The following is a 15934-nucleotide window of genomic DNA, read 5'->3' on the forward strand; positions in this document are numbered from 1 at the left end:
GGTTGGGTCGTTGAGGTGTGGATGATTTTCACTGTGCTGGCGGGGCGTTGTCTGGCAAATGCTGCGCTGGATGTAGAGCGTCCATTGCGTGCCAATAATCTTGCCGAAAGTCGGGAAAAACTCTCCTGGATTGTGGGACGTGATACCTCACAGCTGCAACCAAAACAGATCAACCGCGCCGTGGTGGAAACCGTGGCGGAAAACACCGTTGACGGCATCATCGCGCCGTTGTTCTTCCTCTTACTGGGCGGTGCGCCACTGGCGATGGCCTACAAAGCGGTGAATACCCTCGATTCAATGGTGGGGTACAAACATGAAAAGTACCGTGCTATCGGCATGGTCAGCGCCCGTCTGGACGATGTCGCTAACTTTATTCCGGCAAGACTGAGCTGGCTGTTGCTGGGTGTGGCGGCGTTTTTATGCCGCCAGGACGGCGTACGCGCTTTGCAGATTGGCTGGCGTGATCGCTACAACCATAGCAGTCCAAACTGCGCATGGTCGGAAGCTGCTGTGGCCGGCGCATTAGGTATTCGCCTGGGGGGACCCAATGACTACTTCGGCGAGCGCGTTGAAAAACCGTGGATTGGCGATCAACAACGAGACATTTCTGTAGACGACATTTCCCAAACGATTCGATTGATGTGGGTAGCATCGACCCTGGCACTGGCGCTTTTTATTGCGCTGCGCTGGCTGTGGCTCGGTGTCGCCTGAGGACAACAAAATGCACTATATCCAGCAGCCTCAAGCAATTGAGGCCAAAAGTTTCGACATCATTGGTGAGATTATCAGTGAAACCCGCCCGGACTATCAGTTTGCCAGTCCGTTGCATGAAGCCATCATCAAGCGGGTGATCCACACCACCGCGGATTTCGACTGGCTGGACATTCTGTGGTTTTCCAGCGATGTGCTGGAACAGTTTTGCGCTGCATTGAGTCGCCCGAGCGTGATTTATACCGATACCACGATGGCGCTTTCCGGGATCAACAAAAACCTGCTGGCAAAATTCGGTGGCGAATGCCGCTGTTACATCAGCGACCCACGTGTGGTGTGGGCAGCAAAAGAACAGGGGATCACTCGTTCAATGGCTGCAGTCGACATTGCCGTGAAGGAAGAGGGCGAAAAACTGTTTGTCTTTGGCAACGCGCCAACCGCGTTGTTCCGACTGCTGGAACATGATGCACCTGTCAGCGGTGTGGTTGGCGTACCGGTAGGATTTGTTGGCGCGGCGGAGTCGAAGGACGCACTGACACAAAGTCATCTGCCCGCCATTGTCGCATTAGGTCGCAAAGGTGGCAGTAACGTCGCCGCCGCTATCGTCAACGCCATGCTTTATCACATGCAGGGGGTGCGATGAGCGACCAGTCCTTCGACACGCCAGTGTGGCACAACGGTAAAGCGCTGCGTAAAGGATACACCACGGGATCGTGTGCGACGGCGGCGGCAAAAGTCGCTGCGTTGATGGTGCTGCGCCAGCATCTGATCCATCAGGTTTCCATTGTGACGCCTTCCGGGGTGACGTTATGCCTGAACGTGGAGTCACCGCATATCGAAGGGCAGCAGGCGATTGCCGCCATCCGCAAAGATGGTGGCGATGATGTGGACGCCACGCATGGGATGCTGATCTTTGCCCGCGTGACGTTAGACGATAGCAAAGAGATCGTCTTACAGGGCGGTGAAGGTGTCGGTACGGTGACCCGTAAAGGGATTGGTTTGCCGGTGGGCAGTTCGGCGATTAACCGGACACCTCGTCAGACCATTGAGTCCGCAGTACGTGAAGCGATTGGACCAAATCGCGGGGCAAAAATTGAGATTTTTGCGCCTGAAGGTGAAGAACGGGCGCAAAAAACCTACAACTCGCGACTGGGGATTCTGGGCGGTATTTCGATCATTGGTACCACGGGCATTGTTACGCCGATGTCAGAAGAGAGCTGGAAACGTTCGCTATCGCTGGAGCTGGAGATCAAACGCGCGGCAGGGCTGGATCGCGTAGTACTGGTACCGGGTAATCACGGCGAACGTTTTGTGCGTGAGCAAATGGGGATCGACACACAGGTTGTGGTCACTATGAGCAACTTTGTCGGTTACATGATTGAAGAAGCGGTACGCCTGGGATTCCGCCAGATCGTGCTGGTCGGCCACCCCGGCAAACTTATCAAAATCGCGGCAGGGATCTTCCATACCCACAGTCATATCGCTGATGCCCGCATGGAAACGCTGGTGGCTCACCTCGCATTACTTGGCGCGCCGTTGGAACTACTGACGCTGGTCAGCGACTGCGATACCACCGAGGCGGCGATGGAACACATCGAAGCGTATGGTTTCCAGCACATTTATGACCATCTGGCCAGGCGCATCTGTATGCGCGTCCTGCAAACGTTGCGTTTTACCAAAAATCCCCCGACCTGCGACGCCATCATGTTCTCTTTTGATAACCAGGTGCTGGGGAGCAATCGCCCGATCGCCGAGATCGCTGAGGAGATGCAATGTTAACCGTTGTAGGGATGGGGCCCGCAGGGTTGCATTTGATGACGCCGGTGGCGCGCGATGCGGTTGCAATGGCCGATGTGCTGATCGGTGGCAAGCGACATCTGCAGCAGTTCCCGGATTTTGCCGGTGAGCGGTTTGCTCTTGGCGCCAATATTCCGGAGCTATTGAACTGGATAGGCGAACATCAGGCGCAAAACGTGGTGGTGCTGGCATCCGGCGACCCGCTGTTCTACGGCATTGGCACGCGGATGGTGGCGCATTTTGGTATTGAAAATGTGCGCATTATTCCCGGCATTAGCGCGGTGCAGTATCTGTGTGCGCAAGCTGGTATTGATATGAACGACATGTGGCTCACCAGTAGCCATGGTCGCAGTGTCTGTTTTGATGAACTGGCGCGACATAACAAGGTTGCGATGGTGACCGACGCGCTGTGTGGTCCGCGTGAAATTGCACAGCAGTTGGTTGCCAGAGGCAAAGGACATCGCTGGATGGTGATTGGCGAAAACCTGGCGATGGACAATGAGCGTATCCACTGCCTGCCTGTGAGCAAAATTACAGCCGACTATGACATGAATGCAGTGGTGATACTCGATGAAAGATGAGCTTTTTCTACGTGGAGAGAAAGTGCCGATGACCAAAGAAGCGGTACGCGCACTTGCCCTCTCAAAACTTGAATTACACCGCGCCAGTCACCTGATTGATATTGGTGCCGGAACAGGCAGCGTGTCGATAGAAGCCGCGCTGCAATACCCAGGATTACGCGTGACGGCAATTGAGCGTAATCCGGATGCGCTCAGGCTGCTGGACGAAAACCGTCAGCATTTTGCCTGCGCAAATATCGACATTTTTCCAGGTATCGCGCCGATGACTATCGCGGAAAAAGCCGATGCCATTTTTATGGGCGGCAGCGGCGGCCATCTGACCGAACTGATTGACTGGTCAATGCGTCAATTGCATCCCGCAGGGCGGTTGGTGATGACATTTATCCTTCAGGAAAACCTCAACACCGCGCTGGCTCATCTGGACCGTCCTGGCGTACAGGGTGTGGATTGCCTGCAACTGCAGGTTTCCTCACTTACCACGCTGGGTAGTGGTCACTATTTCAAACCGAATAACCCCGTATTTGTTATCGCCTGTCAGAAGGAAGGAACCCATGTCTGAGATTTTTGATCCCCGTAGTGTGTGGTTTGTTGGCGCAGGTCCTGGCGATCGCGAGCTGATTACCCTCAAAGGGTACCGGTTGCTCCAGCAGGCACAGGTAGTTATCTATGCCGGATCGCTGATTAACACTGAATTACTGGAATATTGCCCGGCCGGAGCGGAATGTCATGACAGCGCCGAACTGCATCTGGAGCAGATCCTTGATCTGATGGAAGCGGGTGTGAAAGCCGGTAAAACCGTCGTGCGTTTGCAAACCGGTGATGTTTCCTTATATGGCTCCGTGCGTGAGCAAGGCGAAGAGTTGACTAAACGCGGGATCGACTGGCAGGTGGTGCCTGGCGTTAGCGCATTCCTGGGCGCGGCTGCGGAGTTGGGCGTCGAGTATACCGTACCGGAAGTTTCGCAGAGTTTGATCATTACCCGTCTGGAAGGTCGCACGCCGGTACCGGAACGTGAACAACTGGAGTCGTTTGCCAGTCACCAGACATCGATGGCGATTTATCTTTCCGTCCAACGTATCCACCGGGTTGCTGAGCGTCTGATTGAAGGCGGTTACCCGGCGGCCACGCCAGTGGCGGTGATCTACAAGGCAACCTGGCCGGAAAGTCAGACCGTGCGTGGTACCCTGGCAGATATTGGCGACAAAGTTCGCGACGCAGGGATCCGTAAAACGGCGCTCATTCTGGTCGGTAATTTCCTGGGCTCGGAGTATCACTACTCCAAACTCTATGCGGCGGATTTTAGCCATGAATACCGTAAAGCCTGAATCACTTGCGCTATTTTGCCTGACCCCCGGCGGCGTTGTGCTTGCTAAACGTCTGGCGGCGATGCTGCCGGTAACCTGTTTTACCAGTGAAAAGCTGCTGGAGGAGGGGTTTATTCCCTTCGAAAACGGCTTTGCTAATACCGCCCGCGAAGCGTTTGCGAATTACTCGGCGCTGATTTTTATCGGGGCGACCGGCATTGCGGTGCGCGTGCTGGCCCCGCTGGTCAACGACAAATTTTGCGATCCGGCAGTGGTGGTCATTGATGAACGTGCCCAGCATGTCATTAGCCTGCTCTCCGGTCATGCGGGAGGAGCTAATGCTCTGGCGCGTTATCTGGCGGGGATGCTGGGGGCCGACCCGGTCATTACCACCGCGACGGATGTTAACGATATGGCGGCGCTGGACACGCTGGCGTTTCAGTTAAATGCCCGTATGAATGATTTCCGCTCGGCGGTCAAAATTGTTAACCAGATGCTGGTCAGCAACAAACGGGTTGGTCTGTGGTGGGACGACGAACTGGCACAGGACGTCAGCCATTGCGACCGCCGTGGATTTATCACGGTGACCGACCTCAATCAGCTTCCTGAACTGGATGCGCTGATTTGTATTACCTTGCGCAACAATCTGCCTGAGCTGCCAGTTGTGCACTGGAAGCTGGTACCGCAGCGAGTGGTTGCCGGAATTGGCTGTCGTCGGGATACGCCGTTTCCACTGTTAGCAGCGCTGCTGGCACGTCAACTCGAAGCACAGCGCTTCGACCCGCTGGCGTTAAAAGCCATTGGCAGCATCACACTGAAAAAAGACGAACAAGGGCTTATCCAGTTGGCCTCCTGTTGCCGCGTGCCTTTCGAAACCTTTACCGCTGACGCGCTGCGTGAGCATGAACACCGTTTTCCGGCCTCATCGTTTGTTCGCAAAACGGTGGGTACAGGAAGCGTTTCCGGTCCTGCAGCCTGGCTGCTGAGCCACGGACAACTGTTAGGCGAGACCCTGCGAGAACAGGGCGTCACGATCACTTTGGGAGTTTCACACTGATGTTAAGCGTAATTGGAATTGGCCCTGGCTCGCAGGCAATGATGACCATGGAAGCCGTTGAAGCATTGCAGGCAGCGGAAATCATCGTGGGTTATAAAACCTATACCCATCTGGTAAAAGCGTTCACAGGCGACAAGCAGGTGATCAAAACCGGGATGTGCAAAGAGATTGAACGCTGTCAGGCGGCGATCGAACTGGCGCAGGCGGGTCACAACGTGGCGTTGATCAGCAGCGGTGACGCTGGGATTTACGGTATGGCCGGGCTGGTGCTCGAACTGGTCAGCAAGCAAAAGCTGGACGTTGAGGTCCGGTTGATACCTGGCATGACCGCAAGTATTGCCGCCGCTTCTTTGCTGGGTGCGCCGCTAATGCATGACTTCTGCCACATCAGCTTAAGCGATCTGTTAACGCCATGGCCGGTTATCGAAAAACGCATTATTGCCGCTGGTGAAGCTGACTTCGTTATCTGTTTCTACAACCCACGCAGCCGGGGTCGCGAAGGACATCTGGCGCGTGCATTTGAACTGCTTTCCGCCAGCAAGAGCGCACAAACGCCGGTTGGTATTGTGAAGTCAGCCGGACGTAAAAAGCAGGAAAAATGGCTGACCACGCTCGGTGATATGGATTTTGAACCGGTGGATATGACCAGTCTGGTGATCGTGGGCAATAAAACAACCTATGTTCAGGACGGCCTGATGATCACGCCACGAGGTTATGTGCTGTGAATTATGGTGATGTGCTGGTCATGGGCGGCACCAGCGACGCGCGCATGCTGTGCCAGCAACTGGATGCGGCAAACGTGGCTTACACCCTGTCAGTTGCGACCCCGACGGGAAAGCAGCTGGCGGGAGACATCAAAGGTCAGGTGCGCTGCGGGCGTCTGGAACGTGAGCAAATGATTGCCTGGCTTCAGGAAAATCGGACGCGCTGGGTGATCGATGCCTCGCATCCTTACGCCGAGGTAGTGAGCCGCAACATCATGAATGCCTGCGAAGCGGCGGGCGTACTGCTGAGTCGCTATCAGCGCCCTGAACAGTTAAGTGGTTTAACCCACCCGCACCTGTATACCGTACAGAGCATTCAGCAAGCCAGCGAGGTTGCGCGGCGCTTCGGTGACCGCGTGCTGCTGACGACCGGCAGTAAAGATCTGGCCATCTGGCGCAAAGAGTTGCCTGAAAAAACGTTGCTGGCGCGTGTCCTGCCTGTACCCGAAGTCATTCAGCAATGCGCGGACCTGGGATTTGGCGTCGGTGAGATCTTTGCGCTGTGCGGACCGTTTAGCGCCGAGTTCAACGCTGCGTTTTATCGCCAGTGTCAGGCTGATGTGGTGATCACTAAGGCATCAGGCGCGGAAGGGGGTTATCAGGAAAAAGTGCAACCCTGTCTGGATGCCGGTATCCCCTGCATCGTGATTACACGCCCGGCACCGTTGGTGACGGGAGAAGAATTACTGGAAAGTCAGGCTGCCTTTGCGGCGCGTTTAACGCGCTGGCTGGCCGCGGCTTAAGGAGTTAGAGATGAAAAAGGCGCTTCTGGTGGTCAGCTTTGGCACCAGCTATCACGACACCTGCGAGAAGAATATTGTGGCCTGTGAGCGCGATCTTGCAGCCAGTTGCCCTGACCGCGACCTGTTCCGGGCGTTTACCTCAGGGATGATTATCCGCAAGCTCAAGCAGCGTGACGGCATTGAAATCGACACGCCGCTGCAGGCGCTGCAAAAGCTGGCGGAGCAGGGGTATCAGGATGTCGCGATTCAGTCGCTGCACATCATCAACGGCGACGAATACGAAAAAATTGTCCGCGAAGTACAAAGTATGCGCCCGCTGTTTTCTCGCCTGACGCTGGGTGTACCACTACTGAGCAGCGTTGAAGATTACGCACAGCTGATGCTGGCGCTGCAACAGCAGATGCCGGCGCTTGGCGAAAATGAAAAAGTGGTCTTTATGGGGCACGGGGCCAGCCATCACGCCTTTGCTGCCTATGCCTGTCTTGACCACATGATGACGGCGCAGCGCTTCCCGGCTCGCGTAGGTGCAGTGGAAAGCTACCCGGGAGTTGAGGTGCTGATCGAAAGCTTAGGTCAGGAAGGCGTGACGGCGGTTCATCTAATGCCGCTAATGCTGGTTGCAGGCGACCACGCTATCAATGATATGGCCTCCGATGAAGAGGATTCGTGGAAAACGTTGTTTAACGCAGCAGGCATTCCAGCTACGCCATGGCTCAGCGGTCTGGGTGAGAATCCGGCGGTTCGTGCCATGTTCGTCGCCCATTTACAGCAAGCGCTGAACGTAGCGTTGGAGGAAGCAGCATGAGTGGCAAATTGTATGCACTGAGCACCGGGCCTGGTGCTGCCGATCTGATAACCGTGCGCGCAGCACGCACGCTTGGGGCGCTGGATATTCTTTATGCGCCAGCCGGGCGTAAAGGTGGCGATAGTCTGGCGTTGTCGATTGTGCGGGAGTATATCGGTGAGCAGACCGAGGTTCGCTGCTGCCATTTCCCGATGAGTGCCGACAGTGCTGAAAAAGAGGCCGTCTGGGATGAGGTCGCTGCTGCGTTGGTACAGGAAGTGGAAGCGGGTAAACAGGTAGGTTTTATTACCCTCGGCGACGCCATGCTGTTCAGCACCTGGGTCTTTTTACTGCAGCGTATTGGTTCGCCTGACTGGTTAGAAATCGTCCCGGGCGTGACCTCTTTCGCTGCGATTGCCGCGCGTTCGAAAACTCCGCTCGCCATGGAGCAACAATCGCTGGCAGTGGTCTCCTGTACCGCGCCGGAAGCTGAAATTCAGCAGGCGTTAAAGCAGCATGACAGCCTGGTGCTGATGAAAGTGTACGGTCGTTTTGCGCGCATCAAAGCGCTGCTGCAACAAGAAGGCTTGTTGGACTGTGCACTGATGATGTCTGAAGCCACGCTGCCGGGCGAGCAGTGCTGGCGCCATCTCGACGAGGTGAGCGACGATCAGCCGCTGCCTTATTTCTCGACCATTCTGGTCAACAAACAGTGGGAGTATGCACAATGAAGCTTGAACAACAGCTAAAACAGCTGTCTTTCAGCGGGTTGGCAGCGGCGCTATTACTGATGATTGTTCCTGAGCAAGCGTTCGCGATGCACATTATGGAAGGCTTTTTGCCACCGATGTGGGCGCTGGCATGGTGGCTGCTGTTTTTGCCCTGCCTGTGGTACGGGCTGGTGCGCCTGCGCCAAATCGTGCAGGAAGATAACCACCAGAAAGTTTTATTGGCACTGTGCGGCGCCTTTATTTTTGTGCTGTCGGCGCTGAAAATTCCTTCCGTTACCGGAAGTTGTTCACACCCTACCGGCGTAGGCCTGGCGGTTATCCTGTTTGGACCAGGCGTAGTGGCCATCCTCGGGGCAATCGTTTTGCTGTTCCAGGCTCTGCTGCTGGCGCACGGTGGTTTGACGACGCTTGGCGCTAACGGTATGTCGATGGCGGTAATCGGCCCGGTTGTTGGGTATATGGTGTGGAAGTTGGCCTGTCGCGCGGGGTTCCGCCGTGATGTTTGCGTCTTCTTGTGCGCGATGCTGGCGGATCTTGTTACCTATTTCGTCACCTCAGTGCAACTGGGCGTGGCGTTCCCGGATCCGTCTGCTGGCGCTACCGGTTCAATCATTAAGTTCATGGGAATTTTCTGTCTGACGCAGATCCCCATCGCGATTGCGGAAGGGTTACTCACCGTGCTGATTTACGATCAGCTAACCAAACGCCAGTTAATAACCGCACAAGGACATTAACGATGAAAAAGACGCTGATTATATTGGGCATGGTAGTGGCGCTGGTGATCCTGCCGTTCTTTATCAACCACGGTGGTGAATACGGCGGCTCGGACGGTGAGGCGGAGAGTCAGATTCAGGCTATTGCCCCGCATTATGAGCCGTGGTTCCAGCCGTTATATGAACCGGCAAGCGGTGAGATTGAAAGCCTGCTGTTTACGCTCCAGGGATCGCTGGGCGCAGCCGTAATTTTCTACATATTGGGTTACACCAAGGGCAGGCAACGTCGTGATGACCGGGCTTGACAGGCTTAGCTATCAAAGCCGCTGGTTTCATGTCTCACCGGTGCGGAAATTTCTGCTCTGGCTAATGATGATGATTCTGGCCTTTACTCTGCCCCCGCTGGGGCAGGGTATCGAGATGTTGCTGATAGCGGCGCTCAGTTGCTGGCTGCTGCGGGTTTCTTTCTGGCGCTGGTGTCGCTGGATGGCGTTACCGTTTGGCTTTCTGCTGGTGGGCGTCGTGACGATTTTGTTTAGCGTCAGTCGCGACCCGCATACCTTACTGGCCAGCGTACCCGTGGGCAGCTACTGGTTGGGCGTTAGCGCCCCAGGACTTGTCACCGCCAATGAAACCTTCTGGCGCAGCCTGGCTGCGCTGGCGGCAACGTTCTGGCTGGTGCTGAATTTACCGTTTCCGCAGTTAATTATCCTGCTCAAACGTGCACATGTCCCACGACTGATGACCGAGCTGATTCTGCTGACCTGGCGCTTTATTTTTATCCTGTTAGACGAGGCACTCGCCATTCATCGCGCACAAACGCTGCGTTTTGGTTATCGTAGCTTGCCATTAGGCTATCGCTCGCTGGCGATGCTGGTGGGATTATTGTTTACCCGCGTGTTGATCCGTTATCAGCAAATGACCACCACACTGGATATCAAACTGTATCAGGGTGATTTTCACCTGTAAGGAAAAGTATGCTTGCCACCTCAGCGCTTTGGTTTCGCTACCAGGATGACCCGATTCTCAAAGGGCTAACGCTGGACTTTTCTCAACATGCCGTCACCGGACTGGTGGGGGCCAATGGCTGTGGGAAGTCCACGCTGTTTATGAACCTGAGCGGTTTACTGCGCCCACAACAGGGGGCGGTGATGTGGCAAGGAAAACCACTGGATTACAGCAAGCGCGGCCTGCTGGCGCTACGTCAGCAGGTGGCAACGGTATTTCAGGACCCCGATCAGCAAATCTTTTATACCGACATCGACAGTGACATCGCGTTTAGCCTGCGTAATCTTGGCGTGGACGAGGCTGAAATTGCCCGTCGGGTGGACGATGCCTTGACGCTGGTCGACGCCCAGCATTTTCGCCATCAGCCCATTCAGTGCTTAAGCCACGGGCAAAAAAAACGCGTGGCGATTGCCGGGGCGCTGGTGCTGCAGGCGCAGTATCTGTTACTGGATGAACCCACCGCCGGTCTCGACCCATCAGGGCGTACGCAGATGATCGAGATTATCAAACGCATTGTGGCGCAAGGAAATCATGTGGTTATTTCCAGCCATGATATTGATCTCATCTATGAAGTCAGCGATGCGGTGTATGTTTTACGTCGCGGAGAAGTGCTGACGCACGGTACGCCGGGTGACGTGTTCGCCCGTACCGATCTTATTGAACAAGCCGGGTTAACTCAGCCATGGCTGGTGAAATTGCACACCGAGCTGGGCTTCCCGCTGTGTAAAACAGAGGCTGAATTTTTTAGTTGTATGCGAGAGAACGCACTGAAGGAGGCGTCATGACGCAGGCGATAATGTTGCAGGGAACGGCATCTGATGTGGGTAAAAGCGTGTTGGTCGCCGGGCTGTGTCGAATTTTTTATCAGGATGGGCTGCGTACCGCGCCGTTCAAATCGCAAAACATGGCGCTGAACTCTGGTATTACGCCAGAGGGCAAAGAGATGGGCCGCGCGCAAATTTTTCAGGCTGAGGCCGCCGGCATTACGCCAGATGTGCGTATGAATCCGGTGCTGCTTAAACCGACCAGCGACCGTAAAGCGCAGGTTGTGCTGATGGGCAAAGTGGCAACCGATATGGATGCGGTCAGTTACCACGAGTACAAACCGCGTCTGCGGGATCAAATCCTGTCAGTTTATAACAGTCTGGCGCAAGAGTTCGATGTGCTGGTGCTGGAGGGGGCGGGAAGCCCGGCCGAGATTAACCTGCGCGATCGCGATATCGTCAATATGGGCATGGCTGAAATGGCGCAATGTCCTGTCATTTTGGTGGCGGATATCGACCGTGGCGGGGTGTTTGCCTCCATTTACGGCACGCTAGCGCTATTGCACGATCATGAACGCGCCAGGGTCAAAGGGGTGATCATCAATAAATTTCGCGGCGATGTGGCGCTGCTGTATTCCGGTATTGAGCAAATTGAAGCGCTGACCGGGGTGCCGGTACTGGGCGTCATGCCATGGCTGGATGTGGATCTGGAAGATGAAGATGGCGTTGCGCTGCAAAAGGGCAAATATTTGCGCACTGATAAACGCGACATCGACATCGCCGTTGTGCAAATCCCGCACATTTCTAACTTTACTGATTTCAATGCGCTTGCCGCACAGCCGGATGTGCGCGTGCGCTATGTGCGCCAGCCTGAAGAACTGGCGGGGGCCGATCTGGTGATTCTGCCCGGCAGCAAAAATACGCTGGGCGATCTTGTGTGGCTGCGTGAGAGCGGAATGGCGCACGGCGTCGTGCAATTGCATCGTAATAACGTGCCGGTGGTGGGGATTTGCGGCGGCTATCAAATGCTCGGCGATACGATCATCGATGAAGTGGAGTCAGGGCTTGGCACGCTGCCGGGTCTGGGCTTGCTCAATACCGTCACCCATTTTGCCCAGCACAAAACCACCACTCTGGTTGAGGGGAAAATGTCCTCCTCGCTGCCTGACTGGCTGGCGGGCGCGGCGGGGTTATCCGTTCGTGGTTACGAAATCCATATGGGCGAAACGACGTTAACCGAAGAATGCCGGTCGGTGATGACACTGCGCAAAGACGGCGGCAACGTGGCTGACGGCGCGGTTACGCCGGATGGCCTGGCGTTTGGTACTTATCTTCACGGTCTGTTCGACAGCGATGAATTTACCCGGGCGCTGGTTAATGGCCTGCGCGTACGTAAAGGGTTAGCACCGCTGGATTCCACCTTCCATTACGCGCAATATAAATCGCAGCAGTTTGATCTGCTGGCGGATGCGATGCGGCAACACATCGATATTGAGAAAATTTATACCATCATGCAGCAACACCGGGAGCCCGTATGATGATTCTGGTTACCGGCGGTGCGCGTAGCGGCAAGAGTCGACATGCGGAAGCGCTGATCGCGGATTCTCCAAACGTTTTGTATATCGCGACTTCGCAGATCTTTGATAAGGAGATGGCGGCGCGAATTCAGCATCATCGCGATGGACGCCCTGCGCACTGGCGTACAGCTGAACGCTGGCAACATCTCGATGAACTGATAACGGCAGAAAACGATCCGCAAGAAGCCATTTTGCTGGAGTGCATTACCACGATGGTGACCAACCTGCTGTTTGCACTGGGCGGTGACAGTGACCCGGATAGCTGGGATTACGCGGCGATGGAGCAGTCGATCGAGGATGAGATCCGTTCGCTGATTGCTGCCTGTCAGCGCTGCCCGGCAAAGGTTGTGCTGGTGACCAACGAAGTGGGAATGGGGATTGTTCCGGAGAACCGTCTGGCACGGCATTTTCGCGATATTGCAGGACGCGTGAATCAGCGACTGGCGGCAGCAGCCGATGAGGTCTGGCTGGTGGTATCAGGAATTGGAGTCAAAATTAAATGAGTAAGTTGTTCTGGGCAATGCTCTCTTTTATCAGTCGCTTGCCCGTTCCTGCTCGCTGGTCGCAAGGACTGGATTTCGAGCACTATTCACGTGGCATTGTGATGTTCCCGCTGATTGGCGTGGTGCTGGGCGGGCTTACGGGGCTGGTCTTTATGGCGCTACAGGCCTGGTGCGGTATCCCACTGGCGGCGCTGTTTGCAGTGTTGACCCTGGCGCTGCTGACCGGCGGTTTTCATCTTGATGGCCTGGCGGATACCTGTGACGGTATTTTCTCTGCCCGTCGACGCGAACGGATGCTGGAGATCATGCGCGACAGCCGGCTGGGAACCCACGGCGGACTGGCGCTAATTTTCGTGTTGCTGGCAAAAGTGCTGGTAGTGAGCGAACTGGCTTTGCGTGGCACACCGATGTTGGCGGCGCTTGCTGCGGCTTGTGTCGCCGGGCGGGGCTGTGCTGTTTTGCTGATGTATCGACATCGTTACGCGCGCGAAGAAGGGCTGGGCAATGTCTTTATCGGCAAAGTCTCCGGGCGTCAAACCTGCGTCACGTTGGGATTTGCGGCGATCCTTGCAGCCGTACTACTTCCCGGTATGCGTGGTGTGGCAGCACTGGTCGTTACGTTGGTGGCGATCTTCATTCTTGGGCAGTTATTAAAACGCACGTTAGGTGGGCAAACCGGCGATACGCTGGGTGCGGCCATTGAACTTGGCGAGTTGGTTTTCCTGCTGGCTCTGCTTTGAGTCAGTCAACATACTGGAACCCTTATGCAGACTTTATCCTCTTTACTTCACGCGATCCCTTCTCCCGATAGCGCTGCAATGTTGCGCGCGCAGCAACATATTGATGGCCTGCTTAAGCCGCCGGGAAGTCTTGGGCGACTCGAATCTCTCGCTGTGCAACTGGCCGGTATGCCAGGCCTGAAGGGTGTGCCGCATGTGAATGGCAAAGCGATGCTGGTGATGTGTGCCGATCATGGCGTGTGGGATGAAGGGGTTGCCGTTTCGCCTAAAATCGTCACGGCTATTCAGGCTGCTAATATGACGCGTGGGACGACCGGCGTTTGCGTGCTGGCTGCTCAGGCGGGGGCAAAGGTACATGTGATTGATGTCGGCATCGATGCTGAACTCATTCCCGGCGTGGTGAATATGCGCGTGGCGCGCGGCTGCGGTAATATTGCTCAAGGCCCGGCAATGCGCCGTTCTCAGGCCGAGGAACTGCTGCTGGAAGTTATCCGTTATACCCATGAGCTGGCCAGGGATGGCGTAACGCTGTTTGGCGTCGGTGAACTTGGTATGGCCAATACGACCCCCGCGGCGGCAATCGTCAGCGTATTGACCGGCAGCGATGCCGAGGATGTGGTCGGTATCGGCGCTAACCTGCCGCTCTCGAGGGTAGGCAATAAGGTTGATGTTGTACGGCGAGCCATTGCCGTCAATCAGCCGGATCGCAATGACGGTATTGATGTGCTGGCAAAAGTGGGTGGTTTTGATCTTGTCGGTATGGCGGGGGTGATGTTAGGTGCGGCGTCTTGCGGTCTGCCGGTCATCCTGGATGGTTTCCTGTCTTATTCGGCGGCACTGGCTGCCTGTCAGATAGCGCCGGAGATTAAACCTTATCTGATCCCGTCGCATTTCTCCGCCGAGAAGGGCGCTCGTACTGCACTGGCGCACCTGGAACTGGAGCCGTATCTCAACATGGGAATGCGTTTAGGCGAAGGCAGTGGTGCCGCGCTGGCGATGCCCATTGTTGAAGCGGCCTGCGCGATGTATAGCAATATGGGGCAGTTAGCTGCCAGTAATATTGTATTACCGGATGGCAAAGAAGCGTAGCCGCTCACGACCCCGCTTTATGGCGGGGGTTTTTATGTGCATTCTCGTCGTAACCCCCTAAAACAGATAAAAAAGCTATACTTAATGGATATCTGCTGCGACGAAGGAAAGGAAAAAGATGCGTCGTGTAAAACTGCTGTGTGCTCTTGTTATGCTGCTCGCGAGTCAGGGATCGCAGGCGGTGAGCTACCCATTGCCTCCTGAGGGCAGCCGTCTGGTGGGAAGCCCTTTGACGATAACGATTCCCGCTGGTAATACTCAGCCCCTGGAGGCTTTTGCCGCACAGTATGGACAGGGATTGAGTAATATGCTCGAAGCCAATCCTGGTGTGGACGTATTTCTGCCAAAGTCGGGTTCCACACTGGTGGTGCCACAACAGTTGATATTGCCTGATACCGTACGTGAAGGCATCGTCATCAACGTCGCAGAAATGCGGCTCTACTATTACCCTGAGGGTGCTAATACGGTAGAGGTATTACCTATTGGTATTGGGCAGGCCGGGAGGGAAACTCCGCGCAACTGGGTCACAGCGGTCGAACGTAAACAGGAAGCACCAAGCTGGACGCCCACGGCAAATACCCGGCGGGAGTATGCTGCTCGTGGGGAAAGCTTACCGGCGTTTGTGCCTGCCGGGCCTGACAATCCGATGGGACTGTACGCTATCTATATCGGCAGGTTGTACGCCATCCATGGTACTAATGCCAACTTCGGTATTGGGCTACGCGTGAGCCAGGGCTGCATCCGTCTGCGTAATGACGACATCAAATACCTGTTTGATACTGTGCCAGTTGGCACGCGTGTTCAGATTATTGACCGACCGGTAAAATTCAGCACCGAGCCAGACGGTAGCCATTGGGTTGAGGTTCATGAACCGCTGTCCCGCAATCGCTCCGAATATGAATCTGACAGAAAGGTTCCGCTGCCCATCACCCCCGTTTTGCGTACTTTTATCAGCGGGAATGACGTGGATGTGAATCGTGGGAATCAGGCGCTGGAACGCCGTTCCGGGATGCCGGTGAATATCAGTCTGGTGCAGACACATTAGCGATGCCACTACGCGGCTCTTTC

The 15934-nt window shown here is 55.5% G+C and carries 20 protein-coding genes; all 20 read left to right on the top strand.

The window, feature by feature from the left end:
* A partial coding sequence (gene cbiB / locus JTI85_RS09545) for an adenosylcobinamide-phosphate synthase CbiB (RefSeq protein WP_255575573.1) occupies positions 1-711 on the top strand: 711 nt, incomplete at its 5' end.
* Between the two features lie 10 nt (positions 712-721).
* A complete protein-coding gene (locus JTI85_RS09550; RefSeq protein WP_219352499.1) occupies positions 722-1354 on the top strand; it encodes a cobalt-precorrin-8 methylmutase in 633 nt (210 codons plus the stop codon).
* Entirely contained in the window at positions 1351-2490 is a 1140-nt protein-coding gene (gene cbiD / locus JTI85_RS09555; protein ID WP_048211987.1) for a cobalt-precorrin-5B (C(1))-methyltransferase CbiD, read from the top strand. The genes JTI85_RS09550 and cbiD overlap by 4 nt, the downstream gene beginning before the upstream one ends.
* Complete coding sequence (locus JTI85_RS09560) at positions 2484-3089, top strand: cobalt-precorrin-7 (C(5))-methyltransferase (RefSeq protein WP_048211986.1); 606 nt, start codon at positions 2484-2486, stop codon at positions 3087-3089. Before cbiD ends, JTI85_RS09560 begins: the two co-directional genes overlap by 7 nt.
* A complete protein-coding gene (locus JTI85_RS09565; RefSeq protein ID WP_048211985.1) occupies positions 3079-3648 on the top strand; it encodes a decarboxylating cobalt-precorrin-6B (C(15))-methyltransferase in 570 nt (189 codons plus the stop codon). Before JTI85_RS09560 ends, JTI85_RS09565 begins: the two co-directional genes overlap by 11 nt.
* The gene (locus JTI85_RS09570) at positions 3641-4414 is read left to right on the top strand and encodes a cobalt-precorrin-4 methyltransferase (protein ID WP_005123046.1); all 774 of its coding nucleotides are present in this window, start codon (positions 3641-3643) and stop codon (positions 4412-4414) included. The genes JTI85_RS09565 and JTI85_RS09570 overlap by 8 nt, the downstream gene beginning before the upstream one ends.
* The gene (gene cbiG, locus JTI85_RS09575) at positions 4395-5450 is read left to right on the top strand and encodes a cobalt-precorrin 5A hydrolase (RefSeq protein WP_061067717.1); all 1056 of its coding nucleotides are present in this window, start codon (positions 4395-4397) and stop codon (positions 5448-5450) included. Before JTI85_RS09570 ends, cbiG begins: the two co-directional genes overlap by 20 nt.
* Positions 5450-6175 (top strand): precorrin-3B C(17)-methyltransferase, encoded by a 726-nt coding sequence (locus tag JTI85_RS09580; protein WP_048211983.1) that lies wholly within the window; start codon positions 5450-5452, stop codon positions 6173-6175. Before cbiG ends, JTI85_RS09580 begins: the two co-directional genes overlap by 1 nt.
* Entirely contained in the window at positions 6172-6957 is a 786-nt protein-coding gene (locus tag JTI85_RS09585; RefSeq protein ID WP_116360209.1) for a cobalt-precorrin-6A reductase, read from the top strand. The genes JTI85_RS09580 and JTI85_RS09585 overlap by 4 nt, the downstream gene beginning before the upstream one ends.
* A 10-nt stretch (positions 6958-6967) precedes the next feature.
* Positions 6968-7762, top strand: a complete 795-nt coding sequence (locus JTI85_RS09590) for a sirohydrochlorin cobaltochelatase (protein WP_219352501.1) — start codon at positions 6968-6970, stop codon at positions 7760-7762.
* The gene (locus JTI85_RS09595; protein WP_005123035.1) at positions 7759-8472 is read left to right on the top strand and encodes a cobalt-factor II C(20)-methyltransferase; all 714 of its coding nucleotides are present in this window, start codon (positions 7759-7761) and stop codon (positions 8470-8472) included. The genes JTI85_RS09590 and JTI85_RS09595 overlap by 4 nt, the downstream gene beginning before the upstream one ends.
* Entirely contained in the window at positions 8469-9206 is a 738-nt protein-coding gene (gene cbiM / locus JTI85_RS09600; protein WP_048211980.1) for a cobalt ECF transporter S component CbiM, read from the top strand. The genes JTI85_RS09595 and cbiM overlap by 4 nt, the downstream gene beginning before the upstream one ends.
* A gap of 2 nt (positions 9207-9208) precedes the next feature.
* Positions 9209-9490: an energy-coupling factor ABC transporter substrate-binding protein gene (locus JTI85_RS09605; RefSeq protein ID WP_003030289.1), complete on the top strand. Its 282-nt coding sequence runs from the start codon at positions 9209-9211 to the stop codon at positions 9488-9490.
* Complete coding sequence (locus JTI85_RS09610; RefSeq protein ID WP_048211979.1) at positions 9477-10154, top strand: energy-coupling factor ABC transporter transmembrane protein; 678 nt, start codon at positions 9477-9479, stop codon at positions 10152-10154. Before JTI85_RS09605 ends, JTI85_RS09610 begins: the two co-directional genes overlap by 14 nt.
* Before the next feature lie 8 nt (positions 10155-10162).
* A complete protein-coding gene (locus tag JTI85_RS09615; protein WP_061067720.1) occupies positions 10163-10978 on the top strand; it encodes an energy-coupling factor ABC transporter ATP-binding protein in 816 nt (271 codons plus the stop codon).
* A complete protein-coding gene (locus tag JTI85_RS09620) occupies positions 10975-12495 on the top strand; it encodes a cobyric acid synthase (protein ID WP_061067721.1) in 1521 nt (506 codons plus the stop codon). Before JTI85_RS09615 ends, JTI85_RS09620 begins: the two co-directional genes overlap by 4 nt.
* Complete coding sequence (cobU, locus tag JTI85_RS09625) at positions 12492-13037, top strand: bifunctional adenosylcobinamide kinase/adenosylcobinamide-phosphate guanylyltransferase (RefSeq protein ID WP_048211976.1); 546 nt, start codon at positions 12492-12494, stop codon at positions 13035-13037. The genes JTI85_RS09620 and cobU overlap by 4 nt, the downstream gene beginning before the upstream one ends.
* On the top strand, positions 13034-13777 hold the full coding sequence (gene cobS, locus JTI85_RS09630) for an adenosylcobinamide-GDP ribazoletransferase (RefSeq protein ID WP_061067722.1): 744 nt from the start codon (positions 13034-13036) through the stop codon (positions 13775-13777). The genes cobU and cobS overlap by 4 nt, the downstream gene beginning before the upstream one ends.
* A 24-nt stretch (positions 13778-13801) precedes the next feature.
* Positions 13802-14866: a nicotinate-nucleotide--dimethylbenzimidazole phosphoribosyltransferase gene (gene cobT, locus JTI85_RS09635; protein ID WP_048211974.1), complete on the top strand. Its 1065-nt coding sequence runs from the start codon at positions 13802-13804 to the stop codon at positions 14864-14866.
* A 118-nt stretch (positions 14867-14984) separates the two neighbouring features.
* Positions 14985-15911 (top strand): L,D-transpeptidase, encoded by a 927-nt coding sequence (gene ldtA / locus JTI85_RS09640; protein WP_048211973.1) that lies wholly within the window; start codon positions 14985-14987, stop codon positions 15909-15911.
* Positions 15912-15934 lie beyond the last annotated feature (23 nt).

Source organism: Citrobacter sp. Colony219 (assembly GCF_019382635.1).
GTDB classification, from domain to species: domain Bacteria; phylum Pseudomonadota; class Gammaproteobacteria; order Enterobacterales; family Enterobacteriaceae; genus Citrobacter; species Citrobacter youngae.

Excerpts from the sequence above, each read along its gene's own strand:
- cbiM (WP_048211980.1), top strand. The coding sequence starts at position 8,469 with ATGAAGCTTGAACAACAGCTAAAACAGCTGTCTTTCAGCGGGTTGGCA.
- JTI85_RS09615 (WP_061067720.1), top strand. The coding sequence starts at position 10,163 with ATGCTTGCCACCTCAGCGCTTTGGTTTCGCTACCAGGATGACCCGATT.
- cbiD (WP_048211987.1), top strand. The coding sequence starts at position 1,351 with ATGAGCGACCAGTCCTTCGACACGCCAGTGTGGCACAACGGTAAAGCG.
- cobT (WP_048211974.1), top strand. The coding sequence starts at position 13,802 with ATGCAGACTTTATCCTCTTTACTTCACGCGATCCCTTCTCCCGATAGC.
- JTI85_RS09605 (WP_003030289.1), top strand. The coding sequence starts at position 9,209 with ATGAAAAAGACGCTGATTATATTGGGCATGGTAGTGGCGCTGGTGATC.
- JTI85_RS09565 (WP_048211985.1), top strand. The coding sequence starts at position 3,079 with ATGAAAGATGAGCTTTTTCTACGTGGAGAGAAAGTGCCGATGACCAAA.
- ldtA (WP_048211973.1), top strand. The coding sequence starts at position 14,985 with ATGCGTCGTGTAAAACTGCTGTGTGCTCTTGTTATGCTGCTCGCGAGT.
- JTI85_RS09590 (WP_219352501.1), top strand. The coding sequence starts at position 6,968 with ATGAAAAAGGCGCTTCTGGTGGTCAGCTTTGGCACCAGCTATCACGAC.
- JTI85_RS09595 (WP_005123035.1), top strand. The coding sequence starts at position 7,759 with ATGAGTGGCAAATTGTATGCACTGAGCACCGGGCCTGGTGCTGCCGAT.
- JTI85_RS09620 (WP_061067721.1), top strand. The coding sequence starts at position 10,975 with ATGACGCAGGCGATAATGTTGCAGGGAACGGCATCTGATGTGGGTAAA.
- JTI85_RS09550 (WP_219352499.1), top strand. The coding sequence starts at position 722 with ATGCACTATATCCAGCAGCCTCAAGCAATTGAGGCCAAAAGTTTCGAC.
- JTI85_RS09610 (WP_048211979.1), top strand. The coding sequence starts at position 9,477 with ATGACCGGGCTTGACAGGCTTAGCTATCAAAGCCGCTGGTTTCATGTC.
- cbiG (WP_061067717.1), top strand. The coding sequence starts at position 4,395 with ATGAATACCGTAAAGCCTGAATCACTTGCGCTATTTTGCCTGACCCCC.
- JTI85_RS09580 (WP_048211983.1), top strand. The coding sequence starts at position 5,450 with ATGTTAAGCGTAATTGGAATTGGCCCTGGCTCGCAGGCAATGATGACC.
- JTI85_RS09560 (WP_048211986.1), top strand. The coding sequence starts at position 2,484 with ATGTTAACCGTTGTAGGGATGGGGCCCGCAGGGTTGCATTTGATGACG.
- cobU (WP_048211976.1), top strand. The coding sequence starts at position 12,492 with ATGATGATTCTGGTTACCGGCGGTGCGCGTAGCGGCAAGAGTCGACAT.
- JTI85_RS09570 (WP_005123046.1), top strand. The coding sequence starts at position 3,641 with ATGTCTGAGATTTTTGATCCCCGTAGTGTGTGGTTTGTTGGCGCAGGT.
- cobS (WP_061067722.1), top strand. The coding sequence starts at position 13,034 with ATGAGTAAGTTGTTCTGGGCAATGCTCTCTTTTATCAGTCGCTTGCCC.